Origin of the sequence: Thermosphaera aggregans (genome assembly GCF_014962245.1) — an archaeon.
GTDB classification, from domain to species: Archaea; Thermoproteota; Thermoprotei_A; order Sulfolobales; family Desulfurococcaceae; genus Thermosphaera; species Thermosphaera chiliense.
On sequence record NZ_CP063144.1, the window covers coordinates 252,092 to 267,915 of the forward strand.

Annotated in this window: 17 protein-coding genes; 11 read left to right on the forward strand and 6 right to left on the reverse strand. The window is 52.6% G+C overall.

From position 1 onward, the window contains the following. Positions 1-28 precede the first annotated feature (28 nt). From IMZ38_RS01470 to IMZ38_RS01480, 3 genes are all read left to right on the forward strand, one after another. Positions 29-838, forward strand: a complete 810-nt coding sequence (locus tag IMZ38_RS01470) for a phosphoribosyltransferase family protein (RefSeq protein WP_193436427.1) — start codon at positions 29-31, stop codon at positions 836-838. Between the two features lie 72 nt (positions 839-910). Then, positions 911-1,324 carry an AbrB/MazE/SpoVT family DNA-binding domain-containing protein gene (locus tag IMZ38_RS01475; protein WP_193436428.1) on the forward strand — a complete coding sequence of 138 codons (414 nt, stop codon included), beginning with the start codon at positions 911-913 and terminating at the stop codon, positions 1,322-1,324. A gap of 14 nt (positions 1,325-1,338) precedes the next feature. Beyond that, entirely contained in the window at positions 1,339-2,109 is a 771-nt protein-coding gene (locus tag IMZ38_RS01480) for a DUF72 domain-containing protein (protein ID WP_193436429.1), read from the forward strand. Positions 2,110-2,221: 112 nt separating this feature from the next. Here IMZ38_RS01480 and IMZ38_RS01485 read toward each other — a convergent pair whose 3' ends face one another. Next, complete coding sequence (locus tag IMZ38_RS01485) at positions 2,222-2,704, reverse strand: hypothetical protein (RefSeq protein ID WP_193436430.1); 483 nt, start codon at positions 2,702-2,704, stop codon at positions 2,222-2,224. Between the two features lie 276 nt (positions 2,705-2,980). Between IMZ38_RS01485 and IMZ38_RS01490 the strand changes: the two genes are divergently transcribed. The 5 genes from IMZ38_RS01490 to feoB all read left to right on the forward strand — a co-directional run bounded on the left by IMZ38_RS01490 (position 2,981) and on the right by feoB (position 7,324). Then, on the forward strand, positions 2,981-3,700 hold the full coding sequence (locus tag IMZ38_RS01490) for a DUF2208 domain-containing protein (protein WP_193436431.1): 720 nt from the start codon (positions 2,981-2,983) through the stop codon (positions 3,698-3,700). Next, on the forward strand, positions 3,684-3,923 hold the full coding sequence (locus tag IMZ38_RS01495) for a hypothetical protein (protein WP_193436432.1): 240 nt from the start codon (positions 3,684-3,686) through the stop codon (positions 3,921-3,923). Before IMZ38_RS01490 ends, IMZ38_RS01495 begins: the two co-directional genes overlap by 17 nt. A 21-nt stretch (positions 3,924-3,944) precedes the next feature. Next, complete coding sequence (locus IMZ38_RS01500) at positions 3,945-4,922, forward strand: alpha/beta fold hydrolase (RefSeq protein ID WP_193436433.1); 978 nt, start codon at positions 3,945-3,947, stop codon at positions 4,920-4,922. A gap of 84 nt (positions 4,923-5,006) precedes the next feature. Further along, on the forward strand, positions 5,007-5,264 hold the full coding sequence (locus IMZ38_RS01505) for a FeoA family protein (RefSeq protein WP_193436434.1): 258 nt from the start codon (positions 5,007-5,009) through the stop codon (positions 5,262-5,264). Beyond that, positions 5,255-7,324, forward strand: a complete 2,070-nt coding sequence (feoB, locus tag IMZ38_RS01510) for a ferrous iron transport protein B (RefSeq protein WP_193436435.1) — start codon at positions 5,255-5,257, stop codon at positions 7,322-7,324. Before IMZ38_RS01505 ends, feoB begins: the two co-directional genes overlap by 10 nt. Before the next feature lie 14 nt (positions 7,325-7,338). Here feoB and IMZ38_RS01515 read toward each other — a convergent pair whose 3' ends face one another. Continuing rightward, on the reverse strand, positions 7,339-8,295 hold the full coding sequence (locus IMZ38_RS01515) for an NAD-dependent epimerase/dehydratase family protein (RefSeq protein ID WP_193436436.1): 957 nt from the start codon (positions 8,293-8,295) through the stop codon (positions 7,339-7,341). Positions 8,296-8,602: 307 nt separating this feature from the next. Beyond that, positions 8,603-9,091, reverse strand: a complete 489-nt coding sequence (locus IMZ38_RS01520) for a DUF4352 domain-containing protein (protein ID WP_193436437.1) — start codon at positions 9,089-9,091, stop codon at positions 8,603-8,605. Positions 9,092-9,609: 518 nt separating this feature from the next. On the opposite strand from IMZ38_RS01520, the gene IMZ38_RS01525 reads away from it, so the two are divergent. Beyond that, a complete protein-coding gene (locus tag IMZ38_RS01525; RefSeq protein ID WP_193436438.1) occupies positions 9,610-10,890 on the forward strand; it encodes a phosphoadenosine phosphosulfate reductase domain-containing protein in 1,281 nt (426 codons plus the stop codon). A gap of 189 nt (positions 10,891-11,079) precedes the next feature. Then, positions 11,080-11,691 carry an archaellin/type IV pilin N-terminal domain-containing protein gene (locus IMZ38_RS01530; protein WP_193436439.1) on the forward strand — a complete coding sequence of 204 codons (612 nt, stop codon included), beginning with the start codon at positions 11,080-11,082 and terminating at the stop codon, positions 11,689-11,691. A 103-nt stretch (positions 11,692-11,794) separates the two neighbouring features. Here IMZ38_RS01530 and IMZ38_RS01535 read toward each other — a convergent pair whose 3' ends face one another. Both IMZ38_RS01535 and IMZ38_RS01540 read right to left on the reverse strand, forming a co-directional pair. Beyond that, positions 11,795-11,956 (reverse strand): hypothetical protein, encoded by a 162-nt coding sequence (locus IMZ38_RS01535; RefSeq protein ID WP_193436440.1) that lies wholly within the window; start codon positions 11,954-11,956, stop codon positions 11,795-11,797. 58 nt (positions 11,957-12,014) lie between these two features. Further along, positions 12,015-13,853 (reverse strand): threonine--tRNA ligase, encoded by a 1,839-nt coding sequence (locus IMZ38_RS01540; RefSeq protein ID WP_193436441.1) that lies wholly within the window; start codon positions 13,851-13,853, stop codon positions 12,015-12,017. A 100-nt stretch (positions 13,854-13,953) separates the two neighbouring features. Here IMZ38_RS01540 and radA point away from each other — a divergent pair, with 100 nt between their 5' ends. Next, a complete protein-coding gene (radA, locus tag IMZ38_RS01545; RefSeq protein WP_193436442.1) occupies positions 13,954-14,934 on the forward strand; it encodes a DNA repair and recombination protein RadA in 981 nt (326 codons plus the stop codon). Between the two features lie 101 nt (positions 14,935-15,035). On the opposite strand, the gene IMZ38_RS01550 is transcribed toward radA, so the two are convergent. Further along, positions 15,036-15,710 carry a TIGR00266 family protein gene (locus tag IMZ38_RS01550; RefSeq protein ID WP_193436443.1) on the reverse strand — a complete coding sequence of 225 codons (675 nt, stop codon included), beginning with the start codon at positions 15,708-15,710 and terminating at the stop codon, positions 15,036-15,038. Positions 15,711-15,824 lie beyond the last annotated feature (114 nt).

Consider the following 15,824-nt stretch of genomic DNA (forward strand, 5'->3'; position numbering starts at 1 on the left):
AAAATACCTGATTAACCGTGGTGGTGTCATGTTTAGGGTTAAGACTGGAAGAGTGCTTATCGCGAGGAAGCCGAGCGAGAAAGAGGTAGCGGATATTGCTGCAAAGCTTATGAAAACCTACTCTCAGAGCAAGGCTGACAAGATGAAGATGAGGCTGATGGCTAACGAGTTGCTGAGGCTTTTAAAGCCGAACCTTTCCTACAAGGATCTCTACGAGCTAACAGGGATCCCGGAATCAGTTCTCTGCAGGTATGCGAGAGGCTCGATAATACCCAGCTTCGAACAGGCTGCCAGCATCCTTGCGAAGATAGCGTTGTCTATAGACATAGGGTTCTTCGTGAAGGAGCTTGTCGAGAGGGAGAAGAGCCCTGTGATAGACCTGCTCAGGGTTTTGAAAGACCCGTACATCAGCCGCCTGCTCTCAGTAATGCTCCTCCTGGAGCTAACCGGGAAGGAGGTGACGAAGATCGTGGTGACAGCTGAGGCTGTGCTACCGGTTGCATCATTCCTTTCAACAGAGTTTAACGCTCCAATAGTTCTCGTGAAGCGTAAGAGCTACCCTGGAATACAGTACTACAGCACGATGGTTATGAGGAGCCCTAAGGAGATTGAAAACCTATACCTGGACAGGGACCTCCTGGGCAGGAAGGACAAGGTGCTGGTGCTCGCCGACGTCGTGTACTCGGGGAGGACGCTGAGCAGCGTGCTCGACATGATAGCTAAGTCTAGGGCTGAGATAGTCGATGTCATAGCTATACTAGGGCTTGGCGAGGCGTGGAGGATGCGGCTCGAGGATCAGGGCGTTAAAGTGTTAACAACCATCCCATTCGCGATATGATTGGGAATAATGTGGGATTAGAGATATTGTTATAAGCTTGTTAAAACAAAATAACATTGAATGGGATAAGCAATGAAGATCGAAGAGCTTGTGAAGGTTGACTCCAAGGGAAGGGTTACAATCCCAATGGCTGTTAGGGAAGTCCTGGACATCAGGGAGGGCATGTACCTCCTAGTGGTGGCTGATAAGGAGAAGAAGGAGCTGAGGCTACTTCCCATCCCGGTCGCGGCTAAGCTTATAAAGATCAGGCTGGTTGTTGAGGACCGCCCCGGCGTCCTAGCCGAGCTGACAAGGTTTCTCGCCCAGCATAACATAGACATTGTCTCAACAAGGTGCACGGTGTTGAAGAGGGAGGAGCTTGGCGAGTGCGAGATGATCGTAGACCTGGCTAAGTCGGAGTGGACTGAGCCAGGCATGGTTGCCGACGAGATGAGGAAGCTGGAGCCGGTCAAGAACGTTGAAGCAAGCTACATGTCGGTTGAGTAAGGGATCAGCAGGGTATGAAAACCGTTATCACAGGGTGCTGCGGGTTTCCAACAGCCCGCGGCAAATACTACAGTGTTTTTAAAACCGTGGAGCTTCAAAACACCTTCTACGATCTGCCAAGCGTTGAATGGGCTTCAAGCATTAGAAAGGAGGCTCCGCAGGGCTTCTCGTTCGCGGTTAAGGCGTGGCAGGTGTTAACCCATCCTTCAACATCCCCCACCTGGAGGAGGATGAGGAGGAAGCCCGGGGGCAACCCGGAGGGCTACGGCTTCCTGAAGCCTAGCAGGGAGAATATTCAAGCGCTTGAGAAAACACTGGAGGTTGCCAGAGCCCTCGACGCCTTTATAGTGGTGTTTCAGACACCGGCCAGCATGCCTTTCAACCAGGATGTTGTTAAATGGGTTGACGAGTTCTTCGAGCAAGCAGTCTCAATGTCCGGCAGCGTCAAGTACGGCTGGGAGCCCAGGGGTGAGTGGGCTCGCGCACCAGTCCTTAAGGAGTTGCTGAGCAAGCACGGCGTGATACATGTGACAGACTTGTTGAAAGCCCGGCCAGTATTCCACGGCGGCGTAGTCTACACCAGGCTCCACGGGCTTGGAGAGGGAGAGGTCAACTACTCGTACAAGTATACTGATAAAGACCTGGAGGAGCTGGCGCTCATTCTCAAGGAAATGAATTTCAACACCGCGTACGTAATGTTCAACAATGTCTCAATGCTCAGCGATGCTTCAAGGTTTAAACAGGTTTGCGGGAAAGTGCTTGGGGAGGATGCAAGGGTCGAGTAAGCTCGCAGGCTGCTGACCCCTGGTTCCCGGGCTGTAACTGCTTAATTAAAAGACTGGTCAGCCTGGGTTCGACATTCTTCATCACGATTGTTCGAAATGGATAGGGCGTTCATCACTCTATGCTTGTTAATGTTTTCAGAATATTTAATAGTTTCACGGTTAAATCCTGCAAGCCCGCGGGCTCACCACAGATCTTGAACATGCTTCTCGGAGTGTTTAAAGGGTTTGAAGGAGGAGGGGTTTTAGCGTTCAACACCCGGTAGCTCACGCCCCCATCCTCCCTGCAGTAAGCGTGGAGTAGCTGACCGCTCCTTGGCTCGACACACGCCCTCCCTCCCGGACAGGGGCATTGCTTCTTAACAAGTAGCCAATGCTCTATGCAGAGCGCTCTCCACGAGGTGGTTGAGAGGAGCTCCTCCAGCTCCCTTACTACTTCGCCAGGGTTTCCAGCGCCGTAGGCTTTCAACCCGCTTATCGTTGAGGGAGGGGTTAGGCGTGTTTTAAACCCTTTCCCCTTCAACGCTTTATCGGTTCTCGAAACCCAGCCTGGCTGCACATCGATGATTATGTTGATGAATAATCTCGGGCTGCTCAACCAGCCCACCCTGTTTAAACTAGAGTACTGGCCCTGCTTTTATCCTGGATCACTGTGATCGTGGGTGAGAGCTCAGGCGGGGATAACTTCTTCACCTTTCCGCACTAAGCTCCTCCTCATCGCTTCCCGAGCAGTGTGAGTGGTTGTTCAGAAACACGGACCGTCTTCACTCATCCGTCAAGTGGCGACTCATCATCCGGGATCATTATTTATTAAGCTGGTTAATATAATTCTTAAAGAGCCAGCTTCGACCACAATCTACCGGTGTTTGAGATGATGAGTCAGCCGCCTAGGAAAATCATGTGGGTTATTCAAGCATTATCCATGATCCTCTTCGCACTTGTTTCAGCAGTGGTTCCTCAATGGGCTTTCGCCTTCTTCCTGCTATACTTCATAGTGTTCATGGCCGTGATGTTTAAGCTGACGAGCAAGGGTATGAAGCCCCCGCCGAAGAGCGAGCTGGGCTCCCCTGTTTTCAAGGAGTCGAACCCTGTTAACGCCATGATGTACGACAAGTATTTGAACGCTGAGCTGAAGAAGCAGATGACCATGATGATGCTGAACTTCATGCTACTGTTCTTCGTCTTCATACTTTGGAGCATCTACCAGGCTTACATAGGCCCCTTAATAGTCAGCATCATAGGCGAGTACACGGGGAATGAGGTGGTGCTGAGGTTCATATACTTCCTCGGCATGTACGCCTTCTTCTTTGGCGTCATGCAGGGGCTCAGGTTCCTGTTGTTCAGGGGGAGTGACATGCAGACCTTCCTCTTCGCCAGGATCGGCTTCGAGGTTTACAGGAGAGGAGTGATGATCGATAACAGGCAGTTCATCACCTTCAACGAGGACGTTTGCTTCGAGCCCAACCCTGACAGGAAGTTCGTGGAGCTGAGGAGCCGGAGCAATAAGAACATGAAGATCAGGCTGTACACTCTTGAAACAGGAAAGCTTGCCGACAAGCTGGGAGAGGCTGGTGTTAGTGAGTGCCAGGTATAGGTGCGTGGTCTGCGGAAGGGTTTTCCCGAAGGGCCAGGGGATTGTTTTAAGCTACGGGGATTTAACGCTGAGCTTCCACAGCTCCCGGTGTGCTTCACGCTTCTTTAAAAGCCTGGTTGAAAGAGTGCCGCAGGAAGAGTTGAAGGGGTATGTTAAGAAGATAATGGAGGAGTATGAGGAAGCTCTCTCGCAGCGGGAGAGGGCTAGGGCTAAGAAAATATAGTGTGCCTGGAAGGGTTGCCCCGTGGATTTCAAAAGCTTTAAGGCTAAAGCGAAAGGGTTCCTCAGGACGAGGAAGGGTAAGATAATAGTGTCAGCACTGCTCGTGCTGCTCATCCTAGCGTTAATCCCTGTCCCCGAGGTGGGCATGCCGGTTGAGGAGATAGGCTTCGAGAACAGCAGGTTCGTGGAGATAGACGGCTTCAAAATACACTACTTGGACGAGGGGTCGGGTGACAGGGTTTTCATACTCCTCCACGGCTTCGGAGCGAGCGTTTTCTCCTGGAGATACATCATCAGCAACCTCTCATCCATGGGCAGGGTCATAGCTTTCGACAGGCCTGGCTTCGGCCTCACGGAGAGGGTTGAGCCCGGCAGGACTCCTTACAACCCTTACACTAGCGAAGGAGTTGTCGAGCTAACCTACAGGCTTCTCTCAAGGCTTAACGTTTCCAGGGCGGTTTTCATCGGCCACTCAGCCGGGGGCGGGCTGGCGCTCCTCTTCGCGCTGAAGCATCCCGAAATGGTTGAGTCGATAGTGCTGATAGCCCCGGCTTGGAAGCCCAGGGTCAGGGCGTGGTATGAGAGCATAGTTTTCTACCTCCCGTTCGCGGACAAGTACGGCCCCGTGGTTGTGAGAGGGTTTGTCGGACAGCTCGAGCAGGTTCTCTACAAGGCATGGTATAATAAGACGCTTCTAACGAGCGACGTGGTGGAGGGTTACAAGCATCCTTTGAAAGCAAGGAACTGGGATAAGGGGCTTTACTGGGTTTTAAAGCACAGCGACTTCCCCGATATCACTGGGGACCTCCCCAGGCTTGGCAAGAAGGTGTTGATAGTGCACGGTGACAAGGATGAGATAGTCCCCTTGGAGTCGAGCATTGAGCTGTCAGCCCTCCTCAACTCCACGCTGATAGTTATGGAGAATGTTGGGCACCTCCCCCATGAGGAATCCCCTGCAAGGTTCCTGGAGGCTGTCCAGCCGTTCATCTCGCACGGGTAGCGGGCTGTTAGGCGTCCTAACGCCAGGTATAATAGGGTAGTGGGTTATCACTGATCTACCAGGAGTAATTAGGTGGCCCTAACAATGTCCAGCGACTCCTTAACTCTCGACGCTGTGGAGGAGGGAAGGGTTGTCAAGGTCCTGGGCTACGAGGGGAGGGGTGGGTGGGTTTACAGAATGTATCAGATGGGGCTGGTCCCAGGCTCCATAATCGAGGTCCTCGTCAACAACTGGAGGGGCCCGGTGATCGTGAGGGTTATGGGTGTTGAAGTAGCTGTTGGAAGAGGCTTAGCGAGGAGGATAAGGGTTCAAGTAGTGGGGGAGGGTGCTGGGTGGAGGTAAGGGTTGCTCTTCTCGGACAGCCAAACGTTGGCAAGTCATCACTCTTCAAGGCTCTCACCGGCGGGGATGTTAGGATTGCTAACTGGCCTGGTACAACTGTTGAGAGGGCTGAGGGCGTTGTCGAGTACAAGGGGAGGAGGATCCGGCTTATAGACCTGCCCGGGATATACGGGTTCTCGGCGACAACGCTCGAGGAGAAGCTGTCCAGGGAGTATATTCTCAGCGGTGACCCCCACGCGGTGGTGGTGCTGGTTGACGCAACCCTCCCCGAGAGAACCCTCTACCTTGCGGTAGAAGCCCTGGAGCTCACGGGCAACGTTATAGTGGCCTTCACGAAAACAGACCTCGCCCACTCATACGGTATACACATAAACTACGATCTAATACAGAGCAGGCTGAAAGCCCCCGTGGTTGCAACATCAATAATTGATGATAGAGGGTTTAAAGCCCTCTTAGACAGGGTTCTCGAAACGGCTTCGAAACCCCCGGGTAAGCCGCTGCTCATCCTGGACTACGGCGAGCTCGAGCCCTTCGTTGACTCGGTTCAGAGGATAATACTCGAGCACAGGGTGCTCACCAACTACCCGTCGAGGTGGCTCGCGGTCAAGCTCCTGGAGGGGGATGTTGATCTCGAGGAGAAACTGCTGAGGAAGGCTGGAGAGGAGGTTTTAAACAAGGTTAGAGCTGTCAGGAGCGAGGCACAGCGGATTGTGGGCAGGGATTTAGCAGCCTTCACCGCCTCCAAGCGCTTCCAGTTCATCCTGGAAGTGCTGGGCGCCGGTATTGTTAAGAAAAGGGTTGCAGGGGCAGGGTTCAAGTACAGGTTCTTCTACAACCCTGTGCTCGGCCCTTTGGCAAGCATTCTCATCATAACCCTGATGTTCCTTGCAGTGTTCACGATTAACACGGGCTTCCCGCTCACCACCCTGCTCAGCATTCTCGGGCAGGAGGGGTTGGCTGAGGCTGTTGAAAAACACAGTGTCTCAGGGCTGATGGAGGAGTATTTGGGGAGGGTTCAGGAATGGGTTGCGGAAGCGGTTGGAAACCCGTTCGCAGCCTCCCTGATAGCTGAGGGAGTGATCGGGGGTGTCGGGGCTGTTTTAACCTTCATCCCATTGATACTTGTAGTCAGCTTGATCCTTGCCGCGCTCGAGGACAGCGGCGTGTTGCCTAGGATGGCTATTGGCGCGCACTATTTAACCTCGAAGATCGGGTTGTCAGGGGCGTCGATATTCCCTCTAACCCTCTCGCTAGGTTGCAACGTGCCGGCAATCCTTGCCACGAGGGCTAGCATCAGCCTGAGGGAGAGGCTGAGGCTCACCGTAACACTGCCCTTCATCCCCTGCCAGGCTAGGCTGATAGTTATCCTCGCCCTCTCCACCGCCTTGTCAACGTTTTCAAGCAGCCTCCTCGTGATAGCAGGGTACTTGGCAGCATTCCTAGCGTTCATCACTGTTAACTATGCTTTATACAGGGTTCAGGACAAGCCTAGGAAGAGGAGCCCTGAGCTCCTCCTCGAGGTCCCCCCTGTGCACAAGCCTGTCCCCAGGGTTTTATGGTGGATGGTTTGGAGCGATCTGAAACACTTCCTTAAGAGGGCTGGGCTGGTAATACTGACAGCCAGTGTCGCGGTGTGGCTTCTAACCCATGTCTCCCCCTCCCTGGAGCTTACGCTAGACCCTTCGGAGAGCGTTGCAGCGGAAGCATCGAGGGTTTTAACCCCACTGCTCCAGCCCTTAGGGATCTCCGGTCCCGGTGCCTGGATGGTTTTCTTCGCACTGCTCACAGGGTTTTTCGCCAAGGAGCTGTTCATATCCTCGCTCCTGGTTGTCTCAGGGTCTTCAACGGTGAGGCAGGCTGCAGTCCTGATAGGGTTGACGGATGCCGAGCTCATCCCTCTGGCGGTTTTCACAATCCTCTACGTCCCCTGCCTAGCCACTCTCTCAGCAATATACTCTGAGACAAGGAGCGCTAGGCATGTAGCGTTGACAGTGGTTTTAATGATGGCTGTTGCCTACGCAGGGTCTGTTCTAACCAGGCTCCTGGTCACGCTCGGGTAGCCGGGTTTCACAAGCTACTTCAAGCCTAGCTCAGCCACCAGTGCCCTAGCCGTTTCCTCAACAGCCTCCCTGCTGGAGAGCCTGGGGGCCCAGCCCAGCTTCTTAATCTTCTCAATACTGAGGAGCATTAGCTTCACGTCCCCTGGCCACCCTCTCCCATCCTTAACGGTTGCGACAAACCTGTAGGAGGGTTTAACACCCATTGCTTTTGAAACAATATCAGCTATCTCGGTAACAGTCACCCAGTCCTCGTTCCCCACGTTGAAGCAGTCGTAGGTGCTCGGAGAGTTCTCCGCGGCTGTGACGGTTGCTTCAACAGCATCTCTCACGTGAAGGTAGCTCTTCCTCTGGGAGCCGTCGCCCAGTATTTCAAGCTCCCGCGAGTTCCTCGAGAGCTTCATGATAAAGTCGTATATTACCCCGTGCCTCAGCCTGGGCCCCACGATGTTAGCGTAGCGTAGTGAAACCCCCTTGAAACCGTAGAGGTGTGAATAGGATGATAACAGGGCTTCGCAACCAGCCTTGCTGGCACCGTAGACGCTTATAGGCTTAACCTCGTGCGTCTCAGGGGTTGGAAGCACGCTTGCATCCCCATACACCGTGCTGGAGCTTGCGAAAACGAACAGCTTGACGCTCCCCTTCCTCCTGCAGGCTTCGAGCAGGTTGAAGGTGGCGAGCAGGTTCTCGTTAAAGTGCACAATGGGCTCGGTAACGCTCAGCCTTACCTCAGGGTTTGCCGCTAGGTGGAAAACCGTGTCAACATCTTCAACAGCTTTCAAAGCCGTCTCAGGGTTTTTCAAATCCCCTTCAACAAACTCGAAGAGCTTGCTCCCGAAGTGATGTGAGACATGCTCAAGCCTCCCGCTGCTCAAATTGTCGACAACTCTAACGTAAACCCCCTTGCTGAGCAGGTAGTCTACGAGGTGGCTCCCTATGAAGCCGGCTCCACCGGTAACCAGCACCCTGTTCATTCAAACCCCCTTACAGTACTATTTCCTGAATTATTAATTAAAGCAGTTAGCCAACTTCACCTTCCTCACCGGGTTAGCAGTGTCCGGCGCCACAAGGATCACAGGTCATTTTGAGAAAATAGTCTTCTCCAGCGAGCTCATCGTCGACCTCTTCATCGTGGAGCGGGGTGACCAGCATGATCACCGCTATGGCAGATGTCAAGGCAACCGCCATGATAACGACTGCTAACACTATAGTAGCCCAGCTCACGGCTGTACCCATCGGGAAGAAGTAAGGAGTAGAGGTGTTAAAACTTTTCAGAGGAGCCTACGGCAGGGTAACCATTTTCGGATACTCCTTACCACTAGCGGTGTGCAACTTGATCTCAACTTGCTGCCCAGAGTTAAACTGACCTTGCTGTAGAGTTATGGTTATTATGGTATTCTTACCAGCTTCCAGTGAGATAGGTAGATTTACACCGGTGTAAGGTACACCGTTCACAAATATCGTGTCTATTATTGCCGTTGATGTGCCCTTATTTTCAACTTTTAACTCAATCCTCCATCCACCTTGCACTACAGTAGCATAGGCATAGGTTATTTGAAGGTTTTCCGAACAACTATCTACGGGTATATAGACGGTCGTAGTGGTAGAGAGAGTGGTGGTCATCCATATCGTCACGGGCGTGTAGACGGTTGCCGTGTTGGTCACTGTTTCGGTTACAGTGGTCTTGGTCGCGATAGAGAACAATGATGCTGTGGCAACGCTCGCGATGACTGCGACGGCTATGATGATCAATAAATCCCTGCTCTGCATAAATCATGCACCCGAGGATTACCTAAGAAGGGAGGGATTTAAAAGGTCCACCATTCAACGGTTTTTACGGAGAGCTGGGAAGCGGAGGGAATGGCTGAGGAGCGGAATGCGCCGCCCGCTGTGAAGGCTTCGACGATAATCCTCTCCTAGGCTTGAAGCCGGACGGGAGTGTGAACACGTACACGTGGCCGCTCAGAGGCGGGAGGACGATCCAGGGATGCCGATGTCAAGGCGGCTCGCGCACACCTTGTAGACTACTATGTGACATCATCCTACTCCCAATTTACAACTCTCACATTCATAGCGTCTTGCGGGCTTCCTAGGATGTCTTCACATGTTTCGCGTCGTGTTTGTGTTTGAATGTAGTTACGTATCTGCAGAGCCGCCGCTGACACAACATCGAACGCTACTTTTGTCGTAGCGAGGACGAGTATTGCACGACTCTTAATAATTTAAACAGGTTAAACAATCGTGATCCCTAGGGCTTCAGTGCTCACTGGTGCTGGGAGTGGAGGGCAGTGTATTTTCTATCATGGGTTAAGGAGCCTGCCGCCCCGGTTTTAAGCAGGAGGGGAGGGTGGAGGATAAAGGGTGATGTATGGCTTGCGGGGGCGTGGGAGAGGAGGCTTGTCAGTTCGCTTGTGAGGAAGTATTTCAACCTGGACCCTGGCTTCGAGAATGATTTAGTGGTTTTTCACAGGGTTCCCTCGTGGAGCGGTGAGGTAGACTATGCTTTCGGATTCCACGCCCATGCTTTAAGACTGGGCGTTGCCTACTACAGCGTGAAGGAGGGCTGGAGCCTCTCTCCCACAGGGGCTTTGGCAAGCCTGCTGGAATCACAGGGGGCTCAAGCCTGCGATGTAGGGTTTGCCGGGCATTTAAAGGGGAAGCGGGTCGAGCTCCCTGAGGAGTGCGCGGCTTCTTCAAACATGGTTTTACTGAGGATGGGAGGGTATGTAGGGGTTGCTAGAAGGACTGGGGGTGGCGGGAGGTTTAAGGTGAAGGATGCGGCTCCTCGGGGCTTCAGGAAGCTTGCGCAGGGCGGGGCCGAGGATGTTGTCAGGGCTAACCAGCAGGTTTTAAGGGAGAGCGTCAGGGAAGCAAAGGGCTTTATCATGAAAGCCTACCGGAGTATTCAGGGCTCGGGAAAGGCTGCTGTCTCCTTCAGCGGAGGGGCTGATTCAACAGCAACACTATCCCTCGCGGCAGAGGCGCTGGGGCCGGGGAAGGTGGTGGCTGTTTACAGCGACACCGGCCTGGAGTTTCCCGAGAGCCTCCGCTATGCTGAGCAGGTGGCTTCAAGGCTTGGCGTGGAGCTGGTTGTGCTGGAGCCTAGTGCTAGAGTGGTTGACCTGGTGGGGGAGAAGGGGTTGATGAGCGTGGATGACAGGTGGTGTACGAGGATTTTGAAGCTTGAACCCTTGAGAAAATTCTACAGCAACAGTGGCTTGAAGCTCTACTTCGACGGGGCGAGGGATTACGAGAGCTTCGGCCGTGCTAAAACACCCCGGCTGGGATATAATCCTTTAATCCCAGGGGTTACGAGAGCCCTTCCCATTAAGAAGTGGCCGAGGCTCCTTGTCCAAGCATACCTGTACTCTGTGAAAACCCCTCTCAACCCGCTCTACGATCAAGGCTTCACAAGGATCGGGTGTGTGGCATGCCCTGCAATGCACCTTTACGAGCTCCACCTATCCTTCTCGAAACACCGTGGGATTCATGAAGAGCTTGCCAAGGCAGCTGGCGTGAGCATGGGGGATTACTTGAGAATGCGGTGGAGTACCCGGGAACCGGGTTGAAAGCAACCAGGGTAGGCATGGAGGGTGGTAGGGGATTAATGGATTCTGAAGCAGGCAGTGCTGGCAGAGGCTTTAACTGATTCGCCGGCTTGCCGATTCCCTGCTTTATGCTTCAGCGTCGCCGGCTGGGCGAATTCTGGGTGAGGGTTTTAAATAACGTTGGGGAGAGATCCCCGTGGTGAAGCCTGTATGGCGAAGAAGGGTATCGTGGGCATTGAGGCCGCGATCGTCCTCATAGCCTTCGTAATAGTCGCGGCCGCACTAGCCTTCGTAGTAATAAACATGGGAATGTACACAACCCAGAAGAGCAAAGAAGTAATGCAGCAAGGATTAAACGAGGCTACAACAGCACTCGAAGTAGACGGGTCAGTGCTAGGGTATGGCGATAACAACGGGATAACCTTCATCTACATACCCTTGAAGGTTTCACCGGGGCAGCTGGCAGTAGACTTCTCGAGCGATAAGATAGACGTAGTCATAAACCTGCCGGGGGGAGCGTTCAGCAAGATAAACCAGGATAATGACCCGGAGGCGCCAGCGAGCACGCCTGTTGACTTAACCAGTCTGCACCCCTCAGCAAACACCGCGCCGGTTGCAGAGATATACATTGTACAGGGAGATGCTGACTACGTGCTGGAGCCGGGCGAGAAGTTCATAGTGGTCATCGGACTACCTACAGGTCTAACCCAATACCAGAAGTTCACGGTCGAGATCAGGCCGCTGCAGGGAGCACCACTAATAGTTGAGAGGACGGTGCCGCCGACCCTGCCTGAGACGTCAGGGTTTGTCAACCTAGGGTAACATGGTTAACCTATGCTTTTTTATTTTAACACGAAGTATTTTCCCCCATCAACTCATATTTTTCTCCAACACTGCTGCCTGGGCTTGTTCACGGCTACCTATTTCAGCACTCATCCTCGACGTAGTCTATTATTTCATGGTATGTGTTCCTGCCGCATTTGCTGCAGTAGTGGTAGAGTTGCTTGAACTCTTTTCTAAGCGGGAAGGATACCAGGAGTTTCCAGGTCTCCCCGCACTCCCTGCACTTGAGTAGCCAGCATCCCATTTGAAGCACCGTTCAATCATTTTAAAAAGCTTGCTTGTTTAAAACTGCTTCTACTCTCCTACTGCTTGTAGGAGAAGAGTGGTCTCTGGCTGAGCCTCAGGGGCATTGCCGACTCTACTTGAGGATACCCCTTGGTCTCCTCCCTCAACAGTTTGACGAACTCCTCGAGGCTCATTGCTTTCTGGTCGTTACTCCTCCTTATCCTCACGTTTAAAGTATTGGTTTTAACCTCTCTCTCGCCTATGACAACGATGTATGGTATCCACTCTCTCCCAGCATCCCTTATCTTCTTCCCCAGTGTCTCATCCCTGTCGTCAACGTCTACTCTGAAGCCCTGGTTTTGAAGCTCCAGCGCTGTTTTCAGCGCGTGCTCAACATACTCCTTGGAGACTGGTATTATCCTCGCCTGGATGGGGCTTATCCATGTTGGGATGTATGGTGTTTGACCATTCATCTCAGCTATCGCCGCGGTGTCTAGTATCATGTAGATGTATCTTTCAACCCCTCCCAGTATTGCCGTGTGGATTATCACCGGGTGGTGCTTCTCTCCTTTCTCGTCTACGTAGGTTATGTTGAATCTTTTACCGTTCCCTATGTCTATCTGGAACGTGGCTATCTCCCTCGGCCTCTTCAAGTTGTCTATTATGTGGTATTCAACGTTGAGGACCCAGTAGTATATTCCGCCAGGGATGACTGCTAGGAGGACGGGGTAGTTCTCCCTTCTCACGAACTCCAGGAGCTTCTCCCTGTGGTTTTCAAGGAAGTCCGAGGTGATGTTGTATAATGCTACGTACTTCCTCCCCAGCTTCCCAGCCTCCTCGAGGATTTTATCCTGAACTATTCTTGAAACCCTTACAGCCTCCTCCAGGTTCTTGTTGAATATGTGAAGGTCGGGCATGTAGAATTTTCTAAGCCTGAAGCAGAGGGCTACCTCCCCTCTCTGCTCGAGCCTGTAGCTGTCGGCTACTTCGAAAGCGCCGAAGGGTAGGTGGCTGTGGCTTATAACCCAGTCCCTGAGCATTGCGAACTGCTGGTGGCATGCGGCATACCTGAGGACGAACCTGTCCTCGTCCAGCTCGACCTCGTAGAGCCTGTCGCCGAAGAGTGCTGCGTGCTCGTACACGGGTTTCTCCTTAAGGTTGAACATGTTGGTCCCCATTACCTTGAACACTGGTATTCCAAGCTCGTTTGCAACCTTCCACGAGTACCTGAACACTGACTCCATCATTACGACGCCGTGGGGACCGTACCTCATGTGGCCGTGGTCGCTCATAGGCTCCCATTCAAACCCGAACTTGCGGCAGTAGTCGTTAACCCTGTTCTCCCCTCCCTCGAGCTCTCTTCCGAAAACCTCCTTGTCGACGAGGATTTTCAGCTCGGGATAGTTTGAGTAGTCGAAGGATGCTGGGTCGTGCAGGCTTCCATCAGGCGTCATGATGTAGAACTTTTTCTCGACAACCCTTTTCTGCACAGCCCCGGTTTTCTTAACGGTTTTAGAGAGCTCGCTCAACGGGTGGCCGAGGCACTCGATCCTGAATGACTTGTACCAGCCGAAGGGTGCTTTGTGAACAGGTATCTTGGAGGCTGCTGTCAGCTTAGCCCTGAGGTCTTCGAGCACGCTCACAGCTGCTGAGGGCGGGGCCAGGTCGCTTGAGAGATGCGCGTAGGGGTAGAGCACTATGACGGAGGGCTTCACCTGCTCTGCAACCCCGAGTATCTCATCCCTCGCCCTCTCCGCAACGCTTGAGTCATCCCCGTTCTCAATGCTTGTGAACACTACCAGGGCGTTCTCAAACCTCTCCTCCCTAACCCCTTCAGGCAGGGGCTCCGGCTCCTTCACAGCCGGCTCTATAGGAGTGTACTGGAATGTTCTCGAGTGAATGAGCAGTAGTTTCAACGAGTCCACCCTTTTAAAACACTATTATTGGTGAAGGGGTTTAAAATAGCGTGAGGTTTAAACCAGCTTTTAAACCATAATTATAATTAGGTGTGGGTTTTTGAGCCGTGAATCAGCAGGCAGGGGAGAGGTTAAGGTTTTATCCATAAGGGATATTCCAGGCGTTAACCCAGCGATAGCTGACAAGCTGGAGGCAGCCGGCTACTCCTCAGCGTGGACCGTGGTTGTTGCAAGGGTTGACGAGCTCGCTGAGAAAACAGGGATACCGCCCACGGTTCTCCAGAAGGTTATTGAGAACGCTAGGAGAGCTCTAGGCATTACTTTTAAAACAGCCAGGGAGGTTAAGCTTGAAAGACTCAACATTAAGAAGATCACAACGGGGAGCAAGAGCCTTGACGACCTCCTCGGCGGGGGGATTGAGACAAAGACTATAACAGAGTTCTACGGGGAGTACGGTAGCGGTAAAACCCAGATATGCCACCAGCTCAGCGTTAACGTTCAGCTACCCCCGGAGAGGGGTGGTTTAAGCGGGAAGGCAGTGTACGTTGACACCGAGGGGACTTTCAGGTGGGAGAGGATTGAGGCAATGGCGAGGGGGCTTGGCCTCGAGCCCGACCAGGTCATGGACAACATCTTCTACATGAGAGCGTACAACAGCGACCACCAGGTTTCAATAATAGACGACCTCTTCACCTTCGTCCCCAAGAACGATGTAAGGCTCGTGGTAGTTGACAGCGTTACAAGCCACTTCAGGGCAGAGTTCCCTGGAAGGGAGCACCTGGCTGAGAGGCAGCAGAAGCTTAACGCCCACCTCCACCAGCTGATGAGGCTTGCCGAAGCCTTCAACATAGCAGTGGTTGTTACAAACCAGGTCATGGCAAGGCCCGACGTCTTCTACGGGGATCCCACCACAGCTGTCGGGGGACACGTGCTCGCGCACACCCCTGGAGTGAGAATACAGCTGAGAAGGTCCAAGGGCAACAAGAGGATTGCGAGAGTAGTTGACGCACCCCACCTCCCCGAGGGCGAGGCAGTCTTCATCATAACCGAGGAGGGCATAAGGGACTCTGAAGAAGTGTAGGCGGGTAGCCAGGGCTCCTGGATAAGGGTGTGTCTTTTCACCTTGTGTGAGCATTGAAAAATGAGGAGATCTGAGAAACCGGTTTGAAAACTGCTCACTTGTTATTTTCTTCTTCCGAGGTATTTGGATATTACCTCTATAAGCGGAGACAGCGATCTCGTCTGAACGTACAGTCTACCAGGCCCTGTTACTTCAACTACGAATCCTTCTCCGCCAAGTATGAAAGATTTCACTCCTCCAAATGCTTTAACATCCCATTTAATACCATCATCCATTGCAACGAAGTGGAAGTTGTCAACTAATACTTTCTCACCTGGTTTAAGATTGACTTCTTCGATAGCGCCATAGCTTGAAATCCAGACACCACCCTTCCCCTCTGCTTTAAGCCATACAAGCTCTCCCTCAGCTATGAGCCCGCGCAGTCCACGCCAGGCTGTGGTTAAATTGACATCTCCATGGTGGGCGATGTAGCTGGTATCTTGGATTACGAGTCCCTTATCACCCTTTAATTCGACGTAACTGATATCGCCTGGTAGGGATGGTGCAAACCATGCTTCGCCCGGTTCTCTAGCATAGTATGTGTTTATAAAGAAGCTTTCACCAGCAAGAGCTGTACGTAACAGGCTCTTCACTATGCCGCCGTGAGCTTTGGTTTCAACCTGAACCCCACTACTCATATACACCATGGCGCCTGGTTCAGCATATACACGTTCCCCCGGGTTTAACTTGACTTTTAAAATTGAATATGATGGACGGTGCTCAACCACCCACTCCATACGTAAACCCACCTGGGTCTCTACCTACTCGAAAAATACTTAAAATAGATTACAACCGCGCTAGAGTATGCGGATAAGGCCATTCTCAGAGGACTGGTAAGATGTTGAAAACAG